Consider the following 25,413-nt stretch of genomic DNA (forward strand, 5'->3'; position numbering starts at 1 on the left):
GGCTCTCCGCTACGAGCAGGCAGGGGATCGCAACGGTGCTGACGCTCCACCGCGCCGAGCGCGCAGGAACCCTCGCCGACGCGCTCGCCGATGTCCTGTCCGTGCCGTTGGACGACTGCTTCACCCCCGAGACCGTGTCGGTTCCGGCCAAGGGTGTCGAGCGGTGGCTCACTCAACGTCTGTCGAGCACCTTGGGCAGTCCGCACGGTGACGGCATCGCCGCGAACATCGATTTTCCGAGCCCGGCAAGGCTGGTCTCACGCGCGGTCGGCGCGGTCGACGACATCGACCCGGACGACGATCCGTGGGCAATGGGCCGAGTGCTCTGGACTGCTCTGAGCGTCATCGACGAGTGCCGCACCGAACCGTGGGCGGCGGTGCTGTTCGAGCATCTGGGTGCGGGGTCCGAGGACCACCGTGTAGGACGTCGCTGGTCGACGGCGTCTCATGTGGCAGAGCTGTTCCGTGCGTACGGTTCTCAACGACCCCAGATGATTCGTGATTGGTTCGCCGGACGATTCACCGACGGCCTCGGCGGCGATCTCGACGACGACCTGCAGTGGCAACCGCGAGTGTGGAAACTGGTGCGGGAACGGATCGGCAGTCCCAGCCCCGCCGAGCGGCTGCCCGAGACGTGCGCTCGGCTACGGGATGAGCCGGACTCGGTGGACCTACCGAGTCGGTTGTCGGTCTTCGGGCCCACCCGATTGACGACCGATCAGCTCGACATACTGGGCGCGCTCTCGGAGCACCGAGACGTACACATCTGGGTTCCGCATCCCAGCCCGTCCATGTGGAACGCCCTGGAGAACATTCCTGCGGTGACGCGGCGACGAGACGATGCGACGGCCCTTGCCGTCGAGCATCCGCTGTTGGCCAGTCTGTCTCGTGACGTCCGGGAACTGCAGGCCACCACCGGATCGGTCGCGGCGCACTCCGTCCACCACGAGGGCCCCGAGATCGCGAACACCCTGCTCGGGCGGATCCAATCGGACATCGCTGCCGACGTCTCACCCACTGCCGCAATGGAATCCGACGACCACGTGACGACGACGGATGACACGGTGCAGATTCACGCATGTCACGGACCCGCCCGGCAGGTCGAAGTTCTGCGTGAGTCGCTGCTGCATCTCTTCGCCGGCGACCCCACACTCGAACCGCGGGACGTGCTGGTGATGTGCCCGGACGTCGAGACCTACGCGCCGTTGATTCGCGCCAACTTCGGGCAGGCTGCGCTGGTGCATCCAGGACACCGCCTGCGTGTGCGACTCGCCGACCGGGGCTTGCGCCGCACCAACCCCGTGCTCGATGTCATCGCGACTGTTCTGGACTTCGCCGAAGGCCGGGTGACGGCGAGCGAGCTGCTCGACTTCGCTGCCAGCGGTCCGGTCCGAGAGAAGTTCTCGCTCACCGACGACGATCTCGAGCGACTCCGCGAATGGATGACGACCTCCGGTGCGCGCTGGGGTTTGACCGTGAGACAACGAGAAGCGTTCGGTCTGAACGGTTTTCGGCAGAACACGTTCAAATCTGCCCTCGACCGGATCCTCCTGGGCGTGGCGGCCGACGAGACCCACAATGAGTATCTCGACCTTGCGCTGCCTCTCGACGACGTCGACAGCAACGACATCGCCCTCGCCGGCCGTTTCGCCGAGCTGGTCGATCGGCTCGCCTCGGTACTGCGAGCGCTTGCCGGTCCGGCGTCGGTGACCGAGTGGACGCGGCAACTGGGCCGCGCACTCGATCTGCTCGCCGACGTGCCTACTGCCGACGAATGGCAACTGGCACAAGCACATCGCGAGATCGCCGACGCCACCGAACACGGCGGGTCGGTGGAGCTGCGACTGGCGGACGTGCGCGCCATGCTGGCCAGGAGACTGGCCGGACGACCCACGAGAGCGAACTTCCGCACCGGCGAGCTGACCGTGTGCACCATGGTTCCGATGCGATCGGTACCGCACCGAGTGGTGGTGCTCCTCGGGCTCGACGACGAGGTGTTCCCGCGAGTGGGAAGCATCGACGGAGATGACATCCTGGCCCGCGACCCGGCACTCGGTGAACGAGACATTCGCAGTGAGGATCGGCAACTGCTGCTCGACGCGGTGATGTCGGCCGAGGAGAAGCTCCTGCTGTTCTACACCGGTGCAGACCCGGTCGACGGTTCGGTCAAGCCGCCCGCGATTCCGCTGCGCGAGCTCATGGACGTGCTCGAGGTGACCGCGGGTCGAAGCGTCGAACATCGGCATCCGCTGCAGCCGTTCGATCCTCACAACTTCGAGGCCGAACGTCCGTTCAGTTTCGACACCGTCGCGTTGGCCGGAGCGGTCTCGCAGCAACGTGCGCCCCAGCCCGCGCCTCCGTTCCTGCCCGCAGCGCTCCCGCCTGCCGATCGAGGCGATGTGGAACTCGCCGACGTGATCGCCTTCGTCGAGAACCCGGTGCAGGCGTTTCTCCGCCAGCGGCTCGGCTTTCGCGTTCCCGAGCTCGAGGACGACCTGGCAGACAGTCTCGACATCGAGTTGGACCCGTTGTCCCGGTGGAACATCGGTGATCGGATGCTTGCCGCGGTGCTCGCGGGCGGAGACATCGGAGAATTCGCCGACGCCGAATGGCGCCGCGGAACCCTTCCGCCGTTTCATCAGGGCCGACGCGAGATGTCCGACATCCGACAGATCGTCGGAATCATCGCCGACGCGGCCGCGCCGTTCCACGAAGGCCCGGCCGACACCACAGATGTTTCGGTCGATCTCGGAGACGGACGACGCCTGACCGGAACCGTCACCGGAATTCATGGCCGTGTTCTGGCGCGTTCGTCCTATTCTCGCCTCGCCGCGAAGCATCGACTGGCCGCCTGGGTGCGGTTGCTGGCGGTGGCCGCATCCGAGCCGGGGGAATGGAGCGCCGTCACCATCGGACGGGCGAGCGGCATGAGGCCACCTCGTCGATCGCGACTGACGGCACCGCGCGATCCCATTGCCACCCTGCGCGAACTGGTGGATCTGCGTGATCGCGGATTGGCGTCGCCGCTGCCGATATCGACCGGCACTGCATCGGCGTACGCGGAGAAGCGGTTCGGCGGCGGATCCATCGAGGACGGTTACGACTCCGCCAGCTGGGCATGGCGGGGAGATTTCGGCGACGGAAACGATCGCTCGTTGCGGTACGTGCACGGTCCGACCCTGTCGTTCCAGACACTGCTGGCCGCGACCCCGCTCGCCGATGAAACCGACCCGTCCAACGAGACGAGCCGCTTCGGCGTCCTCGCTCGCACACTGTGGGACCCGTTGTTGACGGCCGAGAACATGGGGAACGCATGACCACCCCGCACGGATTCGATCTGCTCGGTCCAATGCCTACCGGAACCACCGTGCTCGAAGCCAGCGCCGGTACCGGCAAGACCTACGCGATCGTCGGACTGGCCGCGCGCTACGTCGCCGAGGGTATCGCCGAGATTTCCGATCTGCTTCTGGTGACGTTCAGCCGGGCGGCAACCCAGGAACTCCGCGATCGCACTCGCAGCAGATTCGCCTCGATCGCGCAGCAGCTTGCAGATCCGGAAGCTGCTCGTGCAGAACGAGATCCATTGGTGTCGTTCCTGGCATCGGCCGAGGACGCCGAGGTGGAACGCCGTCGTAGAAGACTGCGAAAGGCACTGTCGGACTTCGATGCCGGGACCATCGTCACCACCCACAGCTTCTGTCAGCGCATGCTCGACGGGCTCGGAATCGCGGGGGAGCGCGAACCGGAATCGACGTTCGTCGAATCCGTGTCCGATCTACTCGAGCAGGTCGTGGACGACCTGTACCTGCAAATGTTCAGTGGCGACGACGAAGCACCGGCATTCAGTAGGCGGGATGCGCACCAATTGGCCTTGGCTGCCGTGGGCGACCAGCAGTCGATTCTGTACCCCGACACAGAAAATCTCGACGGGGTCGACGGTAACCGCGAGCCGGCGCTCCGCGTGCAGTTCGCCCGAGAAGCGCGGCGGGAACTGGAACGTCGCAAACGGCTGCTCGGGGTGCGTGACTACAACGATCTACTCGGACTCCTGCATTCGGTGTTGTCCGATCCCGTGCACGGTGAGGCCGCCTGTGCGCGAGTGCGAGACCGGTTTCGAGTGGTGCTGATCGACGAGTTTCAGGACACGGACCCGATGCAGTGGGACATTCTACGACGGGCGTTTCACGGATCGACGACGCTGATTCTCGTCGGCGATCCGAAGCAGGCGATCTACGCATTCCGCGGGGCAGAGGTACTTAGCTACCTCGATGCGGTGAAATCGGCAGATCACCTGTATGAGCTCACTGCCAACTGGCGCAGCGATTCCGGGCTACTCGATGCGCTGCACCATCTGTACGGCGGCGCAGCCCTTGGACACGACGACATCGTGGTTCACCGTGTCGAAGCCCGAAACCCACCGTCGCGGATGTTCGGACACACCCCGCTGCGGCTGCGCTATCTTCCGAGAACCGGTGCAGGTCCCCTGCGGCAGGGGTTTCCAGCAGTCGATCGACTCCGCTCCAAGGTCGCGGCCGACGTCGCGGCGGACATCGTCGAGCTGCTGTCCAGCCGAGCCACGATCGACCGACCGGACGGACCCCGGGCGATCGAACCGCGAGACGTCGCCGTGCTGACCCGAACTACCAAGCAGGTGGCGCTGATTCGCGACGCGCTGGATGCAGTCGGCGTCCCGTCGGTGGTGTCGAGCAGCACCAGCGTGTTCGGCACCGAGAGTGCCCGACACTGGTTGTGGCTGCTGCAGGCGATCGAGCAACCGCATCGCACCGACCGCGTTCGACTTGCCGCCCTTACCCCTCTGCTCGGGTGGACTGCCGCTCAGCTCGACTCCGGAGCCGAGGATGCTCTGTCCCAGGTCAGCAGTCGACTGCGTGAATATTCGATACTCTTCGACGAGGCGGGGTTCGCTGCAGTATTCGAACGAGTGTCGGCCCAGTCCGGACTCGACGCCCGTTTGCTCGCAGTCGACGCGGGCGAACGGACCATGACCGATCTGCGGCATATCGCCCAACTGCTCAATCGCGCAGCAGTATCCGAGTCGTTCGGAATCACCGCACTCACTCGCTGGCTGACCGACCGCATCAAGGAACCGGCAGCCGGTGGATCCAGCGACCGCAGCCGACGACTCGACAGCGATTCTGCCGCAGTGCAAATCATGACGACACACGGCAGTAAGGGGCTCGAATTCCCCGTCGTCTACCTGCCGTACGCCTGGGACACATTGTTCTTCAGCAAGCCGTCGACGCTGCTGCTGCACGAGAACGGCGACCGGATTCGAGACGTCGGTGGACCGTCGGGAGTGGGCTACGCGGCCAGAAAGATGATCAACGACCAGGAGGAAGCAGGCGAGGAACTGCGGCTGCTCTACGTCGGCCTGACCCGGGCGGAGAGCCAGATAGTGCTGTGGTGGGCACCGGGCCGCAATACCGCCACGTCGTCGCTGCATCGCATGCTGTTCGGCCGCATCCCTGGGATTCCCCAACCGGAGCCGTCGTACAAGGTCCTCGACGATGCAACCACCGCGAACCGGCTTCAATCCTGGGTCGGGTCCGCTGCCGACATCATCTCCATCGAACCGGTGGGGCCGGGTGCACCGTCCACTCGGCATTGGGTCAGACCCGGCGAACCGTTGCTCGACATTGCCGCCGCGCGGTTCGACCGAACTCTGGACATGTTGTGGCGTCGAACGTCGTACTCCGCGTTGACAGCTCATGCCCATGACGCGGCGCACGTTCAGCTGGAGGTGGGGGTGACAAGCGAAGCCGAGCATCCCGAGAAGACCGACGAGCCGGCCGAACCTCAGTCGAACAGTGACTACACAGAAGATTCCAGGTTGGAGGGAATCGAGTCGCCGATGAACGGCATGCCCGCCGGCGCCGCATTCGGAACGCTCGTGCACGAGGCGCTCGAACACGTGGACACCTCCGCTCCCGACTTGCTTGCCGAGCTCGAACTTCGCTGCAGTGCAGCGGTCGCGTCGCGCATGGCCGAGGTCGATCCAGTGGCGTTGGCCGCAGCCCTTCTGCCGGTGATGCACACGCCGTTGGGCTTCGGGACGCTTGCCGACATCGCGCCTTCGGACCACTTGGCAGAGCTGGACTTCGAGCTCCCGTTGGCCGGCGGTGATGATCCGGTGGCAGCGACGGTCACCCTGAAATCCGTTGCGCGGCTGATGCGTCGGCACCTCGATGTTGCCGACCCGCTCGCGTCCTACCCCGATCTGCTCGACGGTATCGAAGAAACACCCCTGCGCGGCTTTCTCACCGGAAGTATCGACTCGGTTCTACGAGTGCCCGGGCCGCGCTACGTGGTGGTGGACTACAAGACCAACCGGCTCGCCCGAGGTGATCTGACGACAGGCAACTTCACCCGGGAGAAGATGGCTCAAGAGATGATGCGCTCGCACTATCCGCTGCAGGCAATTCTGTATGCCGTTGCGCTGCATCGATATCTGCGGTGGCGTCAACCGGGCTACGACCCCCAGGAACACCTCGGCGGAGTTCGGTACCTGTTCGTGCGGGGCATGGTGGGGCCGCACACTCCTGCCGGGTGTGGGGTGTTCGACTGGAATCCGTCCGCGGCGCTGGTGGTCGAGCTCTCGGATCTGCTTGCCGGGAAGGCGAATAGATGACGAGCGTGACCACCGCACTGCGCGGCAGCGGCCTTCTGCGTACGTTCAACGATGCAGGTGTACTCACCGCCGCCGATGTGCACGTGGCATTACGTCTGGGCGCGCTTGCCGGGGAGTCGTCGGAGCATGTGCTCTTGGCCGCTGCACTGACGGTGCGTGCCGTGCGATCGGGATCGGTGTGCCTCGATCTGCGCCGACTGCGAGATGTGACGGTCGACGAGGAATCCGACGTCGATCCAGGCGCGCTTCCGTGGCCCGATCTCGTCGAGGTCCTCGGCGCACTGTCGGCCAGTCCCCTTGTCGTCGGCAGTGCAAACGGACCGTTGACGCCGCTGAAACTCGTTCACACCGATGAGGGTGAACTCCTGTATTTGGATCGGTATCACCTGCAGGAGAGCATAGTTCGTGATGTTCTCGAGCAGCGATCGCAGTCTCACCCGCGGTCAGATGCCGCCGAGATCAGCCGTGCTCTCACCGAGCTGTTCGTCGACGAATCGGGTGCGCCCACTGTTGCTCCCGATCGTCAGCGGATAGCGGCAGCCCTGGCAGCGACCCAATGGACCACGGTCATCGCAGGCGGGCCGGGAACCGGTAAGACCCACACGGTGGCTCGGATTCTGGCGTTGCTCGTCCGGGAACACGGAAGCGATCTGCGCATCGGGTTGGCGGCACCCACAGGCAAGGCCGCAGCCCGATTGCAGGAGTCGGTGTCCGAACAAGCGGAGCTCCTCGGACTGCCGGTAGACCTGAAGGCGATGACACTGCACCGGCTTCTGGGCTGGAAGCCCGGCAGCAAGACGAGGTTTCGCCACGACGGGGAGAACCGCCTGCCCTACGACGTCATCGTCGTGGACGAAACATCGATGGTGTCACTGACGATGATGTGCCGGCTGCTCGAAGCCGTCCGCCCCGAATCACGCTTGATCCTGGTCGGTGACCCGGACCAGTTGACGTCCGTCGACGCAGGCGCGGTGCTGGCGGACCTCGTGGCCCGGCCGGTCACCGGCACCGAGAACCCGGTGCTGGCGCAGCTCGTCGATGACGATTTCGCCGCGGCCGAGGATCCGGCCGAGGCAGCCCTGAGCCCGTTCGAGCGGGACCGATTGCGCGGCGGCGTCGTGCGGCTCAGTCGAGGCAGACGGTTCGGCGGGGCAATCGCCCAGTTGGCTGTGGCCGTGCGCGACGGCCGGGGCGACGACGTGATGGCGCTGCTCGAGTCCGGCGCAGAAGAAATTTCCTTTCATGGCCCCGACGACGTGGATGCGCTGCGTTCCGACGTGATCGAGACCGCAGCCGAAGTCACCGCCGCCGCAGCAGCCGGAGATGCCTCCGCGGCGCTTCTGGGTCTGGAGAAGCATCGCCTGCTGTGCGCGCACCGCGAGGGCCGATGGGGTGTCGCGCGATGGGATCGGCAGGCGATGGAGTGGGTGGGGGAGCACAGCGGAACTTTTCTCGATCCGTCACTGTGGTACCCCGGTCAGCCACTGTTGGTGACGGCAAACGATCACGAAGCGCGGATATACAACGGCGACACCGGCGTTGTGGTGTTGGGAGACAACGGAACCGCGATGGCAGCGTTCGCCCGCGGGCGCGGCCATGTGCTGATCCACCCGAACGTGCTCTCGTCGGTTCACACGGTGTACGCGATGACGATCCACCGCAGTCAGGGCAGTCAGTACGACACCGTCTCGGTTCTTCTCCCCGCCGAGGCATCGACACTGCTGACCCGAGAATTGCTCTACACCGCGATCACTCGCGCACGATCGCACGTGCGGGTGATCGGTACCGAGGATGCCATTCGCGCGGGCGTCGAGCGTCAGGTGTTACGGGCGAGCGGTCTGCGACGAACGATCTTGTAGCTTCGGTCAGCGGCACGCGTGCCGGGCCTCGTTCGTCGCGGCGTCGATGCTTCGTGCGACCGAAAGCCAGGTGCGGGCCAGATTGGACCACACAGCCACCGAGTCGTCTCGACCCGCGCCGGCCGACCGCCGGGCCTGTCTGGCGGCCGAGCGATGGAGGGCCACGGCACGAGCCGTCAGATCGTCGAGGTCACTGTCGATGCAGACGGATCGAACGGTGTGTGGGTCGACTCGGCGACCTGTCAACTGACACAGCGCCTGCAGCGAGCCCAGCTCGGCAGGAACCTCGGAGGGCGTCTCGGAAGAGTCGGCCGACGTGGCGGTCTCGGCCGCAGAGGCGACGAGCCCCCGCTGCAGGTCCCTCGGCCCAGATGACACGCCATCGGCTGCGACGCCCCAGACACTGAGGAACGAGGGGTGCGGAACGTTCCAGATCTCGCGGAACGCAAGTGTGATCATCTCGGCAGCGAGCGCGGCATCGGCTCGGGAGTCGGTTCGCGTGAGATCGATGACCGATCCGTCGGCGATCGGCTTGCCGCGGTTCAGCCATCCGAACTCGACCAACTGCACGTCCATGGCCGACGTCTCCGGGGCGTCCGGGTAGAGCAGCGAAGGAATCGCCGCAACGGTGACCAGGACTCCGGTGTCCGTCGCTGCCACATCGATGTACGGCCGCAATCCACGTTCGCCGGGGCTGGCCTGGGCGGCCGTGACCGTGACGTAGTCACGTCTGGGCAGGGACCGAAGGCACGCGTGCAGATTCTCGGTGAACGTGGCCCACGCGAGCGCGGTGGTGGAGTCGAAATGGCCGTTCTGCAGTGCGTTCACGGTGCAAACCCTCTTCTCGGACGAGAACTGATGCCTGTGGGTCAGACGGTAGCGAGGGGGTCCGACAAGAACGCGGGTGTCAGTAGACGTCCCGCAGATAGCGCTTGGTCTGCTTGAGCTCGTTGACGTAGTCCTCGGCGGCGTCGGGGGAGCGGCCGCCGTGCTCGGCGACGATCTCGTGCAGTGCTTCGTCGACGCCCTTCGACATACGGGCCGCGTCGCCGCACACGTAGAGATGCGCACCTGCCTCGAGCCAGCCGTACAGCTGCTTGCCTGCTTCGATCATGCGGTGCTGCACGTAGATCTTCTCGTGCTGATCGCGTGAGAACGCCACATCGAGTCGATTCAGCAGACCGTCGCGCTCGAACTCGACGAGCTCGTCCTCGTAGAGGAAATCACTCGACCGATGCTGATCCCCGAAGAACAGCCAGTTGTCTCCCGCGGCACCTCGCGCACGCCGCTCGTGCAGAAATGCTCGAAACGGTGCCACTCCGGTTCCGGGCCCGATCATGATGATCGGGGTGTCGTCATCGGGCAGGCGGAAGGACTTGTTGGCCGACAGGAACACACCTGCCTCGTTCCCGTCGCCGACTCGATCGGCGAGGTACGTCGAACAGACGCCGCCGCGGTCGCGCTCGGCCGACCGGTATCGGACGGTGGACACCGTCAGATGCACGGTGCCTTCGTGGGCGATCGGTGACGACGAGATCGAGTAGACGCGATGCTGCAGTGGACGCAGCAAGCCGAGGAATTCGGCGGGATCGAAGGCAGGCGACCGGTCGAGATCGAGAACGTCCACGACGTCGCGTCCCCACGTCCAGGCGTCGAACGATGCTCGGTCGCCGTTCTGCAGGACGTGATCGAGTTCTGCGTCGCCGGCGTGTTCGGCCACGGCCTCGATCAGGTCCATCGACGGGATACCGATTTCGTATTCCGTCGTCAGCGCCTGTGCGAGCGTGATTTCTCCGGACTTGGTGTGCACGGCGGTGTCGGCGGGCACACCGAGCCGGTCGACGACGGCCGAGACGAGTGCTGCGTCGTTGACGGGTTTGACGGCGAAACCATCCCCGGCTTGGTATGCGATACCGCTGTCGCCCAGCGCGATCGCGAAGTGCCGAACTTCCTTTGCCGACGTGGGACCGGACAGGCGTCGATTACTCAGAATCTGTGCGCGATAGGGATTCTTCCGATTCCACGGTGATCGCTTGGGTGCGGCCTTGGTGGTGCCGAGATCGCCGGTTGCAGCGTCGATGTCCTGTACCTGCCTTGCAATTGCCGTCGTCACGGTCTGTGACGGGTGGAGGGTCGAACCTTCTGAAACCCTAGTGGGGACCGCTCGAACTGCGGTGCAGGACCTCGATACCGTCGGCCGAGTAGGCGACCTCGTACCCGTCGGACAGCGCCCGGTCGATCGCCTGACGGTCACCGGCCTCGTCGGTCGGCCAGCCGGCAGGCCGCGCGCGATTGACGACGATCCAGTCCGGGACGGTCGAATCGGTGGCGCGTTGGGGAAAGACCGAGACGTCGTGGTCGGCGACGAGTTGGGCCACGAGATTGTTCGACGCTGCAACCTGGTCATCGGCGGGAATCCACTCCGAGATCTCCCGGGCGGTCGCGGCCTGCGGATCGATCGTCCATTCCTGTGCGTGCACCATGCGCGCCATCGGTAGGAACGGCAACGCCACGACTGCGAAGACGGCCACGAACGCGACGATGTAATGACGACCGCGTTCGGTGAGCTGACCGTGTCGGTGACTGCGTGCGAACGCGTCGAGCAGAGCGATGAACACGATCACCATCAGGATCGCGTTGTAGTGGTAGATCGGCTTCCAGAAGTTGGTGTTGTCGCTGAGAAAGCGCCATGCGACTGTCGGGACGGCGATCAGCAGGAGCGGCGAGCGCAGGGCGAAGAATCCGGTGACCGCGAGCAGCAGAAAGGCTGTGGCCGCCCGAGAATCGCCGGCAACCAGGCCGTGTGCGGTGTCCGCGATGCCTTCACCCAGCGGGGGCAGCTTCGAGCCCTGGTCGTACGAGTTGTCGGAGCTGAGCATCGGGATGATCATCTTGACGGCGAGAATCACCCAGGTCAGGCCCCATACGGCAGTCAGTATCCCGAGGATTCGGGTTCGACCACCGGCCCACAGCGCCACCAGTGCGCCGATCACGACGACCGTCAGACCCATGTCCTCTTTGACGAAGACCAGCGGCAGAGCCCAGGCCAGGGCGGGCAGCCAACGCTGACGAACGAGGGCGACCATCGACATCGCCAGCAGAGGCATCGCGAACGCCACTTCGTGGAAGTCGAAATTCAGCGCCGCTTGAACGCCCCAGGACAGTCCGAACGCCGCCGCGATCACGGCACCGGTAACCGCCCCGAACTTCTGTGTTGCCAGCCTGCTGATGGGGATCACGGCCAACGCGAACAACACGGCTTGGGCGATCAGCAACGTCTCGGCGTGTGGAAACACCCGGTACACGGGTCCCAGCAGCGCGGTGATAGGCGAGAAGTGATCACCGAGCGTGTTGTAGCCGGTACCCAGAAGATCGGAGGTCGGTGCACGAAACTGCGAGTACGACGCGACCTGTTGGACGAATATCCCCAGGTCGAATCCGGACGTGCGAAGTTGCCGATGGCCGAGCACGGACATCGTCGCGTACAGCGGTGCCAGGACGACGAACGCGAGAGCCGGCACGATCGTCGTCTCTGCAGTACGGATCCTCGTACGCCAGTCGAGGGGTGCGGTGTCGATGTCGGTGACAACCGTGGATTTCTCGATAGTGGTCACGAGGACCGATGTCTACAGCACGGACGTGAGATGTTCCTGAGAACCGCAGGTCAGCGCTTACGCTTCTTCGCGGGTTTGCGACGCGGCGGCTGTGAGGTGAGGTGGTAGTAGAGAGCGTCCTCGGAATCCTCGACGACCACATCGATGTAGTCGCCCACCTCCAGATAATCGTCGACGGCAATTCTGTCGGTCGAGCCGATGACGGCTTTCACCGAACGAGCGGGTACCAGCCCTCGACGTCCGTCCGGACCGACTGCGAGGGCGTACCGGGGACCGGTGCGGGTGACCCGGGCACGAATGAAATCCGGATCCTTCGGGATGGGGTCGGCCGCGAGGACGTTGCCGTCCTTCGATGCGGCGGTCAGTGAATCGAGCTGTGCCGCGAGATCGTCGGCCATTGCATCCACCTGGTCGAGCAGGTGGGCCATGTGCGCGGCGTAGTCGGTGTGCTTCTTGGTGGGCTTGAGAGCCTCGCCCGGCTTGTACATGTCTTCGTGAGTCAGCTCGCCCCACGCGTCCTGCAGGCGTGTCTTGACCTGTACTTCTACTTTCACATCGAGGTCGCCCTGATGCGTGGCAACTCGAACGACCAGCACTGCGTGGTAGGCGCGGTAGCCACTGGGCTTGGGAAAGGCAACGTAATCGGTGGGTGGTTGCGCAAACCGCACCGAGCATTCCGGGTCGTTGCATGCACGCTCGAGCGCTGCGACGAACGTCAGTTGATCGCGCGGGGTCTTGCACAACACCTTGACGCCGACCAGATCGGGTAGGGCTTCGGCAACGGCGTCCGCGTCGGTCGGTTCGGTGATCCGGCCCTCGGAGACGTAACGGCGCAATTTGTCTGCGGATCGTCCCGGGTCCTTGATGCGCGCCGTCTGTGCGTTCAGTCGATCTCGATCGACGTCTTCGAGTATCTCGTCGGCGATGGTCTCGAGGAAATTCTGCGCGGTGACGAGAGCGGCTTCCCACGCCCGGCGGCGCTGCAGGTACAGCTCCTCGACCAAGTCGTCGATGCTCGTTGCCGATGTCACGATGCCGAGGTTAACCCAGATATGTGGGCAAACCTCTACGTGGCGCGCATTCGAGCTGTGAGGCGTCTGCCTCCGGTCTAGGCTGTGCCGCATGACCGTGGCCTCCGTGCAGCAGGACGACTTCCTCGCGCAGTTCGATCCGTTCCGTCGAGAGCTGCTCGCGCACTGCTACCGCATGACCGGATCGATTCACGATGCCGAGGATCTGTTGCAGGAAACGTACATTCGGGCGTGGCGTGGCTACGAGAAATACGAAGGGCGCTCGTCGCTGCGCACCTGGCTGTATCGAATCGCCACCAATACCTGTCTCACTGCTCTCGACGGTCGGTCGAAGCGTCCGCTCCCCACCGGCTTGGGGGCACCGAGTTCCGGCCCTACCGACGAACTCGTACAGAACAACGAGGTTCCATGGCTCGAACCGATCGCCGATTCGGATCTGGCCGACTCGAGTGATCCCGCCTCCATCGTGGTGGCGCGTGAATCGGTGCGCCTCGCCTTGGTGGCGTCCCTGCAACACCTGTCTCCCCGGCAGCGAGCGGTCTTGTTGATGCGCGAAGTGTTGCAGTGGAAGGCGTCGGAAGTCGCCGAGGTTCTCGCCACGACGACGACCGCGGTCAACAGCTTGCTGCAGCGAGCCAGGGAGCGACTCGACGAGATTGCGCCCGAACTCGACGATGTCGAGCCCATCGGATCCGACGAGCTGCAGGAACTGCTGACGCAGTATGTGGAGTGTTTCGAGAACTACGACATCGACCGCTTGGTCACGCTGTTCACCTCGGACGCGGTGTGGGAGATGCCGCCGTTCGTCGGGTGGTACCAGGGTGCCGAGACGATCGGATCGCTCATCCGAAACAATTGCCCGGCCAACGGCGCGGGCGACATGCGGATGAGGCCTACCCGTGCCAACGGCCAACCCGCGTACGGGCTGTACATGCTGGGTGAGGATGGTGTCCATCGGCCGTTCCAGCTGCACGTTCTCGACGTCGACGCCAGAGGGGTCGGGCACGTGGCCTGCTTCTTCGATCTGACTCTGTTCGATCGATTCGGCCTGCCCGACCGCCTCTGAACGCCTGCCGCTCAGCTCTGGGGAACCGCCGAAGGATCCATCCACATCACTTCCCAGACGTGGTTGTCGAGATCCCGGAACGCTCGGCCGTACATGAATCCGTGATCCTGGGGCTCCATCCACTTGGACCCGCCCGCAGCGATCGCTGAGTCGGTGAGCGAATCCACTTCGTCGCGGCTGTCGGCGGAGATGCACATCAGGACCTCACGAGCCGAGCTCGTGTCGCAGATCGAATCGGAGATGAAGTCCCCGAAACGAGATGTGGCCAGAAACATCACCGTCGCTTGGTCGCTGACGATCATGGAGGCGGTGTTCTCGTCGCTGAAGACGTCGTTGAAAGCGAACCCGAGTCCCTCGAAGAACGAACGGGTGGCGACGACGTCGCGAACGGGCATGTTGGCGAACAGCATACGGGACATGGGTACACCTTCTCTGTGGGAACAGCTGCGTGCGACCGTCGAACAACGGTCTTGCTTCTACTGACAGCAGTCGGTGTCGAAAGTCACCGGCACACACCTGCAGACACGACGCGACCCCGCCGAGCGATGCTCGACGGGGTCGCGGACTGCGAAGCTGAAAGGGGGAGTGTGAAGAACTACCGCGTCATCTGTGCAAGACGGGACAGCATCCGTGAGAACACGTGGCCGTCGTTGCCGAGATCGAGGTAAGCATCGGCAACGGAATCCGACGTGGTGGTGTCGGAAGTTGCCGCAGCGAGGGTGCGCGCCATGCGCGTGCGACGCTCGATGGCGTCGAGGATGGTGGCGTCGAGCGTTGACACTTCGTCGAAGAGCTGGTCGACGTCGGTTGTCGCAATGTCGGCGGTGTCGGTGCCAATTGCCAGCGAATCGATCTGAACAGTCACATCGTCTCCTTTTGTTCGCGTCCTGAGGTGTGAGTCGTTCTGCCGAACGGAACCGTTACAGCCCGACTCGAGTTAAAACGATGTTTCGTCGCCCAGTCCAAGATGCCCACTCGACCGGCCTGGGCCAACCTCTCGAGGGTGTGATGCTCGATACAGTCCGGTCGGTTCCCCCGACCTGCAGGTATTCCTGCGGGTTCGTCAGCGGGATTGTGACGACGCCGTTCCGGGTAGCCCCGTTGACGAATCACGTCGACATCGAGGAGTGAACGATGCAGTACGACTACCTGATCATCGGCGGGGGAATGGTTGCCGACAGTGCAGCTCGCGGGATCCGCGAGCGCGACACCACCGGCTCCATCGGCATTCTCGGGGCCGATTCCGACGAGCCGTACACCCGGCCCGCGCTTTCGAAGAAGCTGTGGACCGACTCGGACTTCGGTCGCGATCAGGTTCCGCTCGACACTGCTTCCGACACCGACGCACAGGTGCACACCGGAACGCGGGTGGCGTCGATCGACCGGTCGAATTCCTCGGTGACGACGGACCAGGGAGAACGTTACGAGTACGGGACTCTGCTCGTGGCAACGGGAGCCGAACCGACGCGAATCGAGCTCGCGCCCAGTCCGCGGGTGGTGTACTTCCGCACCTTCGCCGACTACCGGGCCCTGCGTGAATTGACGAAGACCGCCGATCACATCGCCGTGGTCGGTGGCGGATACATCGGCACCGAGATCGCTTCTGCCCTTTCTCTCCAGGGCGTGAAGGTCACTCTCGTGACATCCGACGCCGTAGTCGGCGCGCACATGTTCCCGCCGAGCCTGGCTGCCGTTTTCGACAAGGGATTCGCCGATCACGGAGTCACCGTGCGCCGAGGAACGAAAGTGACCTCCGGTGCCGAGGCGTCGGCCCGCGTCCTACTGCAACTCGACGACGGTTCCGCACTCGAGGCAGACGGGGTCGTGTTCGGTCTCGGTGTGCGGCCCAGCACCGAACTGGCCGACGCTGCCGGACTGTCGGTGGACGACGGCATCGTGGTCGACGAATTCTTGAGGACCGAGGACAACCATGTCTACGCGGCCGGTGATGTGGCGAAATATCCCGACGCCATTCTCGGCCGTCGACGCGTCGAGCACGTGGACAACGCCACGGAGATGGGCAAGGCCGCCGGACGCAACATGGCCGGCGCAGCCGAGCCCTACTCCTACACCCCGTACTTCTACTCCGATATCTACGACGACGGGTACCAGGCCATCGGCACGCTGTCCACGTTGTTGAGCACCGTCGAGGATTGGAAGTCGGTCGGCAAGGAAGGCGTTGTGTACTACCTCGACGACGAGGCCGTCGTTCGCGGTGTGCTGATGTGGAACGTCTGGGAAGGTCTCGATGTGGCGCGCACGCTTCTCGCCGACAAGAAGCCGCAGACCGAGCAATCGCTCCGCGGGCTGATCTGAATTTCTGGAACACTCGAAAGCGAGCGGACCAGCGACGGTTGGGCGTGACCTAGGAGAGACGATGTCCGAGTTCGATGGCAGTGGGTCGGCCGAGCAGCGCGCCCGATTCGACGACGAAGTTCACAGCCGCTGTGCCGACTGCCGGTTGCCCGGACATTCCGAGCCGCTGTCCGACGCGGCCGCCATCGCTGTCGCGGCCGGGCGGGTGGACGAGCCTACGCGTGTAGTACTGATCAACCGATGGCACGCGGGACGCTCGCTGCCGTCGATCGGGGGATTCGGCACGCTGCGAAACCTGGTGGACGAGCGCGATCGGTGGCTCGCGAAGGACACGACGAGTAAGCCAGGGTCGGCGCTGGTGTACCGAGTGCGGGTTGCCGAGTTGACCAAGCGCATCAACCATCAGCGCACCACGGTGGTGATGTCGAATCGGCACTACGCCACCGGGGTGCGTGCGGCACGGAAGGAGCGTCGGGAAGGTCTGCATCTCGATCTCGATCAACGGGATTCGGTCTTCGACGCACTGATGAGGACGCCTGCACCACGCCGGTTCGGTCCGGTTGCGGAGCGCGGCCTGTCGTTGGTGGACGCGGCCACGGATCGGGTGAGCATGCTTGCGCGCCGAACTCCTGTGGGTGACCGGGTCGAGTGGGCAACCGGCGTGGTCGATCAGTTCGTCGATCGCAAGGACGATCGGTTCGTCGATCGATACGACACTCTGCTCTTTCTGGCGGGAACATCGTTCGACCGAGTGCGCCGTTCGCCGGCATGGCAGTCCACGTACTTCGAGATTCAGCGTAATCAACTCGACCTGTTCGTCGAGCTCACCGAGATCTCGGTCGACGCCACCTCCCTGCGCACGGTAGCGACCGAGTTGAACCGGATCGGTGAGACGATGGTCGACGAGGAGACCGCCGCTCAGGTCGAATCACGGCGTGGCGCATTGGAAGTGGTGTGGACGCAGCTGACCGGTCGGGTAGCCGCGTTGGTCCGCCTGGCAAATCTGGTCGAGTCGTCCGAAAGCGAGGCTCGAACTTCCGACGCGATGACCCGTGCCCACAGTCTGGACGATCGTATCGACGATCTGGTGGGCCGATCGGGTAGCCGGGAAATGTCTGCCGAGAACACACATTTCGTCGGTGATCAGGTGCGGACGCAGTGGCGCGATTAGGTGCCGCCCGAGGCACACAACCGCGCCACTGGCTCTAGGCGATGATCGCGAAGAGGATTCCCGCGACGGCGAAGCTGACCACGGACAGGATCGTCTCGAGGACCGTCCACGTCTGCAGTGTCTGCTTGACGGTGAGATTGAAGAATTTCGAGATGATCCAGAAACCGCCGTCGTTGACGTGGCTGGCGATGATCGAGCCCGCCGCGATGGACATGGCGATCAGCGCAACGGCCGGAGCGGAGTAATCCTGGGCTGCCACCAGTGGTCCGACGATGCCGCCGGTAGTCACGATGGCCACGGTTGCCGACCCTTGCGCGACCCTGAGCGCACAGCTGATGATGTACGCCAACACGATGATGGGAAGACCTGCGGCCGCCATGGTGTCGGCCAGGGCCGTGCCGATACCCGTGGCGGAGATGACCTTTCCGAAGAACGCGCCTGCGCCGACCACCAGGAGCAGCATGCCCACCGGACGAAGGGACTCTCCGGTCAGCTTGCTGAGTTCCTGGACCGTGGACCCGCGTCGAATGCCCAGCACGTAGAACGCGATCAGGACTGCGATGAGAAGCGCGACGGCCGGGGTGCCGAAGAACGTCAGTACTTCGAGTAGGTTGCCGGGATCGAGCAGGATGCTGCCGAATGTGGCACCGAGGATCAAGACCAGAGGAACGGCGATAATTGCACCGATGGTTCCCACCGACGGCGGCGTCGTGATCACCGGACGCTTCGTTGCTACCGTGCCGGCGCCACCGCCATCTGCGGTCGTGTCGTCTCCGTCGTTGATGAAGTCCTCGGGAACGTCGACGATGATTCGCTTGCCGATCCAATTACCCCACACCAGGCCCGCAGCGATGAAACCGGGAATGCCGCAGATGAACCCGAACAGGATGAGCCATCCCAAGTTGACTTCGAGCAAGCCACCGAGGGCAACCGGCCCGGGATGCGGCGGTAGGAATGCGTGCGTCATGGACAGACCTGCCAGCATCGGCAGCGCGTAGAGGACCAGCGACTTTCCGCCCTGGCGTGCCGCCACGTAGACCAGCGGAGCCAGCACGAAGATGCCGATGTCGAAGAAGACCGGAATGCCGAAGATCAAGCCCAGCAGGCCCATTGCTATGGGTGCTCCGCGTTCTCCGAACACCCCCAGGAGCTTTGCGGTCAATGCCTGTGCGCCACCGGACTTTTCGAGGATCGCGCCGAGCACGGTACCCAATCCGATGATGACTGCAATGTGTCCGAGGATTCCACCGAAGCCGGTTTCGAGCAAGGACTCGTTGCTCTTGATCGCGGTGCCGACTATCTCGTTGACGGGCAGACCAGCGGCGAGGGCCAGCCCGAGACCGACGATGAGGAGCGCGATGAACGGTTCGAGCTTGACCTTGATGATGACTACCAGTAGCACGGCAATTGCGATGCCGCACAGTACGAGTAGACCTGGTGTGGAGGTTCTGAGCCAGTCGACCACAGAATTCATGACGAGCCTTCCTTGATGTCTGCGCTGATAGCTGCCACGAACGCTTGGGCTCGAGCAGTGATGTCGTCCCACTGGGCATCGGCGACCGATGCCGGTGGAACCACATCGGTGCCTGCGGTCACGGCCACGGCACCGGCCGCGAGGAACTGGGCGGCATTGCCTGCGTTCACGCCGCCGGACGGAACGAGTTTGGCGTCAGGAAACGGACCGAGTAGATCCTTGAAATACGCCGGCCCGACAGTCCGTGCTGGAAAGACTTTGACCACGTTCGCCCCGAGATCGAGGGCGGTCATCACCTCGGACGGGGTGAGTGCGCCCATCATCAGCGGGATACCGGCATCGGTGACCACTGCGGCGACCTCGGGTCGCAAGCCTGGCGTGACGACGAACCGTGCGCCGGCGTCGACCGCGGACCGCGCCTGATCGGCGGTAAGTACGGTACCGGCCCCCACGACGGCACCAGCATCGGACGCGGCTCGGATCAGTTCGAGAACTCCGGGAGTGGTGAAGGTCAGCTCGAGTGCGCGAATTCCCCCGCGCGCGAGCGCATCTGCCAACGCCGCGGGATCGGAGATGTGCGGGGCACGGACCACCGACAGTGCGCGGTCCTCGAGAATTGTCGACATTGCGTTCATGACGTCTGCTTTCGGGTGGGATCCATGCGCAGGGCGTGGCCCGCCAGTGCGTGGGTGGAGCGGCGATCGTCGACGGCGAATGCGCCGTTCACCATGACGTGGCTGATTCCCTCGGCTTGTTGTTTCGGGTTCTCGAAGGTGGCTGTATCGCGCACGGTCGCCGGGTCGAACAGGACGAGATCGGCTGCATGGCCTTCGGCAATCGTGCCGCGTCCGTGCAGCCGTAGCCGAGCAGCCGGGCGTCCGGTCAAGTGATTGATGCAATCCTCCAATGAAAGAAGCTGCTCGTCGCGCACGTAGTGCCCGAGGTAGCGAGGGAAAGTGCCCCAAGCCCGAGGGTGCGGTTTCTCGCCAACCAGAATCGCGTCGCTGCCACCCATGTGGTGCGGATGCGCCATGATCTCGCGCACGTTCTCCTCGTGCCCGACGTGCTGCAGAATCGTCGTGGCCAGCGCATCGCGGCGAAGGAAGTCGAAGAACACGTTCACCGGTGAGCGTCCTTCGTCGGACGCGATGTCGGACATCGTGCGGCCGACGTAGCGATCGAGTTCGGGATTGGCTACACCACTGAGTTGGATGGTGTCCCACTCGACCGTGACTCCATGGCAACCGTCGGACCCGTTCACGTCGACATCCCGCTCGATGCGCTGTCGCATGTCCGGGTCGTCGAGCCGTTCCAGGGCTCGGTCCGGGCCACCGGACATCGCCCAGCTCGGCAGTAACGCAGACAGTGTGGTGGCTCCAGGCAGATACGGGTACGTGTCGAGGGTGACGTCGCATCCGTCGGCGATTGCGGAGTCGACGCGGTCGAGGAACTCACGTGCTCTTCCACGATTGACTCCGAAGTTCATCGTGGCGTGCGTCAGATGCAGCGCGCATCCCGTATCCCGGGAGAGATCGAGCATTTCCTGGTAAGCGTCGAGCGCGCCGGCACCGTACGACCGGGTATGGGGCGCGTAGAACCCACCGAACTCGGCGACGACCTCGCACAGTGCGCGTAATTCGCTTGTGTCCGCATACATTCCGGGCGTGTAGGTCAAACCGCTCGACATCCCGACAGCGCCCTCCTGCAGGCCCTGCGCCAACAATTCCTGCATGTGGGCGATCTCGGACGGCGTCGCCGGTCGCTGGTCCGCACCCACCGCGAGGTAGCGCAATGTGCCCTGAGGGACGAGATACGCAGCGTTCGGGGTGATGCCCTGGTCCAGTCGCGCGAGGTACTCCGAGACCGACCGCCACGAGAAGTCGAGGTCGACGGGATTGCCGTTCCATCCGGCGATCTGACGTCGCACCACGTCGAGTGTGGCGTCGTCGATCGGCGCGTAGGCGATGCCGTCCTGCCCGATGACCTCGGTTGTGACGCCCTGACTGATCTTCGGGAAATGATCGGGGTCGGTCAGGAGTCGAAGGTCGGAATGAGCGTGCATATCGATGAACCCGGGGGAGAGGACCTGGCCGGGCGAGGCGTCGACGATTCTGTCGGCCCCGGGCACAGCTCCGGGCTCGACGATCGACGTGATGACACCGTCGCGTACGAGGACGTCGCGCCGCTGTCGTGGCGATCCGGTGCCGTCGATGACGTCGGCACCTCGAAAGAGGGTACTGGGCATAGGAGTTCGGCTCTCTAGAAGAATGTGTGAACGAGATCGACCACTCGTGGATCGTCGCTGTCCGCGTCGTCGATCACGGGAACGAGACGCCATTTGTCGAATGCGGTGCAGGGATGTGACAGACCCAGTCGAACCACCGATCCCACCGGCAGCGCCGCCGCGTCCTCGGCCGGTAGTCGTAGGAACGCATGTTGGTCGTTCAGAGCGGTTACCTCGGCTCCCGGGTCGAGCAACTCGTTCCCTCTGATGTGTTGCGGCACGGGCATTCCCTCATCGAACGGAAAGTCCCTTTTGCCTGCGTCGAGTAATGCGAGACCGGGCTCGGGGCGGGAGACAGCGCGCGCCCATCCGTGCATCGCCGACGTCAGGGGCGCGTCGGTGCGGGCGGGAGTGAGCGGAGAAATCTGTGAGTAGAAGCCGTCGTCGTGCACCACGTAGGCACCCGAGCGAAGCACCACGTCGGTGCGTACGCCATCTTCCGTGGTGAGCGAATGCAGTCGCTCGACAACGAGATCTTGATAGGCGCTGCCGCCCGCGGTCACCACCGCGTGCTCGCCGTACAGCCCCTCGGCGTCGAGTGCGCGATGGAGATCGGCGACCTGGTCGAGATACTTTCGGACTGCCTCGAGGCCGTCCTCGGAGCGGTCGTGGCTCAGTGCTCCCTCGTAACCGCCGACGCCGGCCAAGGTCAGGCGTGACGACGCCGCGATCGCACGGGCAACGGACACTGCTTCCTCGATCGTGCGTGCGCCGGTTCGGCCGTGTGGGCCACCGAGTTCGACGATCACCGGAATGGGGCGCTGCCCCTGTGTCGCCAGAATGCGGTCCATCTCGTGCACCGTTGCGACACTGTCTGCCCAGCAGTAGAACTCGAACGTGGGATGCGAATCCAGTTCGGCTGCAACCCACGGCAACGCGACGGGGTCGATCTCGGCGTTGGCGAGGACGATGCGTCCGACCCCGAATGCGCGTGCCACCTGAACTTGCCACCCGGTTGCGAGGGTGATCGCCCAGCTTCCGGCATCGAGCTGTTGTTTCCACAGCTGAGGGGCCATCGACGTCTTGCCGTGGGGCGCGAGCAGCACCCCCGCGCGTGCCGTCCAGTCGGCCATGACCGAGATGTTCGACGCCATGCGCGCACGATCGAGGGTGAGCACCGGGGTCGTGAATTCGGAAAGCCGGGGAGACGTGGCGAGAAAGCTCTCGACGGTATGCCCCCACGACCGTGGTGGAAGCGATTTGTGCTCGGGCCCGAGGGTTCGTCGACTCAGTTCTTCGACGGCATCCGTGTCGATCACGTTCGTTCCTCCATTGAAAGATCTCCGTGCGTTGCGCATTGTGCAACGATGGTTGCGCAATATGTTTATGCTTTGTAGTCTGCAACGACATGCAGCGTTCCCGCAAGACTTCGAGGAGATCGACGTGAAAACACCCCGAGCGGTGTGTGTAGGTGAAGGCCTCGTCGTTCTGGTTGCCGAAGCGGGTCCGCTGGAGAACTCGAAAACGTTTCATCGCACGTCCGGCGGCGCCGAAGCGAACGTCGCCAGGGTGTTCGGTCAGTTGGGTGTCGATGCTGCGTGGGTCTCTCGGGTGGGTGACGACGGCTTCGGCCGGTACCTGGTCCGGCAATTGGCGGACGCAGGCGTCGATACTTCGGGCGTGGCGATCGACGACGAGCGCCCCACGGGTATGTACATCAAAGAGCGCGGCTCGGGTTCCGGTGACCGATACGACCTCGCGTCCGGAGACAGCGCGATGACCTATTTTCGGGCCGGATCGGCCGCGAGCGCACTGTCGCCCAGCGACATCACCGAGGTGGCTTCTGAACTGGTATCCCGAGCCGACCTGATTCATTTCACGGGAATTACAGTGGCCATCTCGGACAGTGCGGCCGAACTGACCAGAGCACTGATGGACCGATCCACCACCGTGAGCTTCGACTTGAACTATCGGCCGGCGCTGTGGAAGTCGCGATCGGGCAAAGCCGCGGACGTACTCGGCGAGCACGTCCGCGGAAGCGATGTGGTCTCGATGGGGTCCGACGAAGCTGCGCTGGTGTTCGGGACGTCGGATCCGGCCGAGTTGCGTCGGATGTTCCCCCAACCGCAGCACTTGGTGATCAAGAACGACGCGCACACAGTGACGGCGTTCGAGGGCGCAGCTCGAGTCGATGTACCGGCACTGAATCTGGATGTCGTCGAAAAGATCGGTGCGGGAGATGCTTTCGGGGGTGGCTACTTGACGGCATTGCTGCTGGGAAGGAGTGCTGTCGAGCGTGTTCGGTTCGGTCACCTGTGTGCGGCGGGTGCGCTCACCGGGCATGGCGATATCGCGTCTGTACTGCCTCTCGCCGTGCTGATCCGGCTGGCCGAACTCGACGACGCCGAATGGGCGACACTGGACTACGCGGCCACTGCCGCCCGTTGTGCGGAGGTGTCGAAGTGAGTCAAAGCCTCTCGCGGGCGCTGACGATCCTCGGCTTGCTCGGTGACGGATCGAAATCGCTGGACGAGCTGGCGACGGTTCTCGACGTGCACAAGACCACCGTGCTGCGGCTGCTTCGCACCATGGAAAGCGACCGATTCGTTCAGCACGATGCCGATCACCGGTATCAACTCGGATCGAGACTCTTCGAGTTGGCCAACCACGCATTGGAACAGCGCGACATACGGAGCGTCGCCCGGCAACACCTGGCGGAACTCAACACGATCACCGGTCAGACCATCCACTTGGCGACGTACGAAGCGGGTGAGGTGATCTACATCGACAAATTCGACGCCAAACAGAGCGTGCGGATGTATTCGCGGGTCGGCAAGCCTGCGCCGTTGCACTGCACAGCCGTCGGGAAGATCTTGATCGCTGCGCGCCCACGGGCAGAGCGTGAGCAGATTGCGCACCGCATCACCTACACGCCGTTCACCGAACGAACCATCACAACGGCTGAGCAATATCTGCGTGAGCTGGACCTCGTCCTCTCGCAAGGATTTGCCGAGGACCGCGAGGAGCACGAGTCGTTCGTCAACTGCGTCGGCTCCGCTGTGCGCAACGGAACCGGTGACGTCGTGGCCGCAGTCTCGATTTCGGTACCCGACATGCTGCTCGACCACGAACAAGTACTGAAGACGCTGCCCGAGGTGCAACGGACCGCGGCTGCGATCTCCGAGGGGCTGGGCTGGCGGCCGCAGGAACTCCAGGACTGTATGACAACCGACAAGAGCCCGATGGAAGGAAAAAAATGAGCGAGAAGATCGAAATCCGCACCACAGGTGCCCCGGCACCCGCCCACACGTTCTCCCAGGGAGTACGGAAGGGCCCGTTCGTGCAGGTATCCGGACAGGGCCCGGTGGATCCTGCTACCAGCGAATACCTGTACCCAGGCGATGTCGCTGCGCAGACCACTCGCACTCTCGAAAACGTCAAAGCCATCGTCGAGGCCGGCGGTGCGACGTTCGACGACGTCGTGATGCTGCGCGTGTACCTGACCAAGCGTGAGGACTTCTCGATCATGAACGACGCATACGGCGCTTTTGTCTCCGCACACACCTCCGGCGACGTACTGCCGAGCCGCACCACGGTGTTCACGGGACTGCCGAGGGAAGAGATGTTGGTCGAGATCGATGCCGTTGCGATCGTCTGACGGACCTCGTACCGGGTCGCCTGGTCAGATGTTCACGCAGAAATTACATCTGACCAGGCGATTTGCGTATGTGTTGGTCTTCGCGTAACTTTTGTCGAGTCAGAGCGACACGGACACCGACCCGGTCTTCACGGACAGGGACAACGAGGTTGTACGGAGTATGCACTGAACAACCCAGGCAAGGCTCGAAAGTAATGAGCCATGTCTGGGGTTCGAGCGTGTAAGCCCCGGCGTTACCGTGTGAACGGTTGCAATGGTGTGTGCGTGTTCTTTGAGAACTCAACAGTGTGTCGATGAATGTCAGTGCCGAATTTTTGTTTGGTGAAAGCATTCGATGTATCAGCCATCCGC

19 protein-coding genes are annotated in these 25,413 nt (G+C 64.0%); 9 read left to right on the forward strand and 10 right to left on the reverse strand.

Going from position 1 to position 25,413, the window contains the following annotated elements:
- The first annotated feature begins 35 nt into the window (after positions 1–35).
- Genes recC through recD form a run of 3 tightly spaced genes read left to right on the forward strand, consistent with a single transcriptional unit; the run spans position 36 to position 8,508 of the window.
- Positions 36–3,317: an exodeoxyribonuclease V subunit gamma gene (gene recC, locus CH294_RS18455; RefSeq protein WP_094738765.1), complete on the forward strand. Its 3,282-nt coding sequence runs from the start codon at positions 36–38 to the stop codon at positions 3,315–3,317.
- Entirely contained in the window at positions 3,314–6,649 is a 3,336-nt protein-coding gene (locus CH294_RS18460; protein WP_094738766.1) for a UvrD-helicase domain-containing protein, read from the forward strand. The genes recC and CH294_RS18460 overlap by 4 nt, the downstream gene beginning before the upstream one ends.
- On the forward strand, positions 6,646–8,508 hold the full coding sequence (recD, locus tag CH294_RS18465; protein WP_094738767.1) for an exodeoxyribonuclease V subunit alpha: 1,863 nt from the start codon (positions 6,646–6,648) through the stop codon (positions 8,506–8,508). Before CH294_RS18460 ends, recD begins: the two co-directional genes overlap by 4 nt.
- A gap of 6 nt (positions 8,509–8,514) precedes the next feature.
- Here the strand turns inward: recD and CH294_RS18470 are convergent, their stop codons facing one another.
- The 4 genes from CH294_RS18470 to CH294_RS18485 form a co-directional block, all read right to left on the reverse strand.
- Positions 8,515–9,336 carry a hypothetical protein gene (locus tag CH294_RS18470; protein WP_094738768.1) on the reverse strand — a complete coding sequence of 274 codons (822 nt, stop codon included), beginning with the start codon at positions 9,334–9,336 and terminating at the stop codon, positions 8,515–8,517.
- 79 nt (positions 9,337–9,415) lie between these two features.
- Complete coding sequence (locus CH294_RS18475; RefSeq protein WP_268988301.1) at positions 9,416–10,762, reverse strand: sulfite reductase subunit alpha; 1,347 nt, start codon at positions 10,760–10,762, stop codon at positions 9,416–9,418.
- Positions 10,659–12,122, reverse strand: coding sequence for a DUF2079 domain-containing protein (locus CH294_RS18480; protein WP_094738769.1), 1,464 nt, complete (start codon positions 12,120–12,122; stop codon positions 10,659–10,661). Before CH294_RS18480 ends, CH294_RS18475 begins: the two co-directional genes overlap by 104 nt.
- A gap of 50 nt (positions 12,123–12,172) precedes the next feature.
- Positions 12,173–13,153, reverse strand: coding sequence for a RelA/SpoT domain-containing protein (locus CH294_RS18485; protein WP_094610005.1), 981 nt, complete (start codon positions 13,151–13,153; stop codon positions 12,173–12,175).
- A 91-nt stretch (positions 13,154–13,244) separates the two neighbouring features.
- Here CH294_RS18485 and CH294_RS18490 point away from each other — a divergent pair, with 91 nt between their 5' ends.
- Positions 13,245–14,219, forward strand: coding sequence for a sigma-70 family RNA polymerase sigma factor (locus CH294_RS18490; protein WP_037148318.1), 975 nt, complete (start codon positions 13,245–13,247; stop codon positions 14,217–14,219).
- Positions 14,220–14,230: 11 nt separating this feature from the next.
- On the opposite strand, the gene CH294_RS18495 is transcribed toward CH294_RS18490, so the two are convergent.
- Together CH294_RS18495 and CH294_RS18500 are read right to left on the reverse strand one after the other, a co-directional pair.
- Positions 14,231–14,638, reverse strand: a complete 408-nt coding sequence (locus tag CH294_RS18495) for a VOC family protein (RefSeq protein ID WP_094738770.1) — start codon at positions 14,636–14,638, stop codon at positions 14,231–14,233.
- Between the two features lie 176 nt (positions 14,639–14,814).
- Complete coding sequence (locus CH294_RS18500; protein WP_032379669.1) at positions 14,815–15,084, reverse strand: hypothetical protein; 270 nt, start codon at positions 15,082–15,084, stop codon at positions 14,815–14,817.
- 269 nt (positions 15,085–15,353) lie between these two features.
- On the opposite strand from CH294_RS18500, the gene CH294_RS18505 reads away from it, so the two are divergent.
- Positions 15,354–16,535 carry an FAD-dependent oxidoreductase gene (locus CH294_RS18505; protein WP_094738771.1) on the forward strand — a complete coding sequence of 394 codons (1,182 nt, stop codon included), beginning with the start codon at positions 15,354–15,356 and terminating at the stop codon, positions 16,533–16,535.
- A gap of 61 nt (positions 16,536–16,596) precedes the next feature.
- Positions 16,597–17,706, forward strand: coding sequence for a hypothetical protein (locus tag CH294_RS18510; RefSeq protein WP_037148313.1), 1,110 nt, complete (start codon positions 16,597–16,599; stop codon positions 17,704–17,706).
- A 34-nt stretch (positions 17,707–17,740) separates the two neighbouring features.
- Here the strand turns inward: CH294_RS18510 and CH294_RS18515 are convergent, their stop codons facing one another.
- Genes CH294_RS18515 through CH294_RS18530 form a run of 4 tightly spaced genes read right to left on the reverse strand, consistent with a single transcriptional unit; the run spans position 17,741 to position 22,762 of the window.
- On the reverse strand, positions 17,741–19,180 hold the full coding sequence (locus tag CH294_RS18515; RefSeq protein WP_032379666.1) for a gluconate:H+ symporter: 1,440 nt from the start codon (positions 19,178–19,180) through the stop codon (positions 17,741–17,743).
- Positions 19,177–19,815 carry a bifunctional 4-hydroxy-2-oxoglutarate aldolase/2-dehydro-3-deoxy-phosphogluconate aldolase gene (locus CH294_RS18520; RefSeq protein ID WP_094738772.1) on the reverse strand — a complete coding sequence of 213 codons (639 nt, stop codon included), beginning with the start codon at positions 19,813–19,815 and terminating at the stop codon, positions 19,177–19,179. The genes CH294_RS18515 and CH294_RS18520 overlap by 4 nt, the downstream gene beginning before the upstream one ends.
- On the reverse strand, positions 19,812–21,425 hold the full coding sequence (locus tag CH294_RS18525) for a D-aminoacylase (protein WP_094738773.1): 1,614 nt from the start codon (positions 21,423–21,425) through the stop codon (positions 19,812–19,814). The genes CH294_RS18520 and CH294_RS18525 overlap by 4 nt, the downstream gene beginning before the upstream one ends.
- A 14-nt stretch (positions 21,426–21,439) precedes the next feature.
- The gene (locus CH294_RS18530; protein ID WP_094738774.1) at positions 21,440–22,762 is read right to left on the reverse strand and encodes an alanine racemase; all 1,323 of its coding nucleotides are present in this window, start codon (positions 22,760–22,762) and stop codon (positions 21,440–21,442) included.
- An 85-nt stretch (positions 22,763–22,847) separates the two neighbouring features.
- On the opposite strand from CH294_RS18530, the gene CH294_RS18535 reads away from it, so the two are divergent.
- From CH294_RS18535 to CH294_RS18545, 3 genes are read left to right on the forward strand one after another with little or no spacing between them, the layout of a single operon-like run.
- A complete protein-coding gene (locus CH294_RS18535; protein WP_249305378.1) occupies positions 22,848–23,870 on the forward strand; it encodes a sugar kinase in 1,023 nt (340 codons plus the stop codon).
- The gene (locus tag CH294_RS18540; RefSeq protein WP_094738776.1) at positions 23,867–24,664 is read left to right on the forward strand and encodes an IclR family transcriptional regulator; all 798 of its coding nucleotides are present in this window, start codon (positions 23,867–23,869) and stop codon (positions 24,662–24,664) included. Before CH294_RS18535 ends, CH294_RS18540 begins: the two co-directional genes overlap by 4 nt.
- Positions 24,661–25,062, forward strand: coding sequence for a RidA family protein (locus CH294_RS18545; protein ID WP_032379662.1), 402 nt, complete (start codon positions 24,661–24,663; stop codon positions 25,060–25,062). Before CH294_RS18540 ends, CH294_RS18545 begins: the two co-directional genes overlap by 4 nt.
- The last annotated feature ends 351 nt before the right edge of the window (positions 25,063–25,413 follow it).

It is taken from the genome of Rhodococcus sp. 14-2483-1-1 (assembly GCF_002259335.1).
Lineage (GTDB): Bacteria > Actinomycetota > Actinomycetes > Mycobacteriales > Mycobacteriaceae > Rhodococcoides.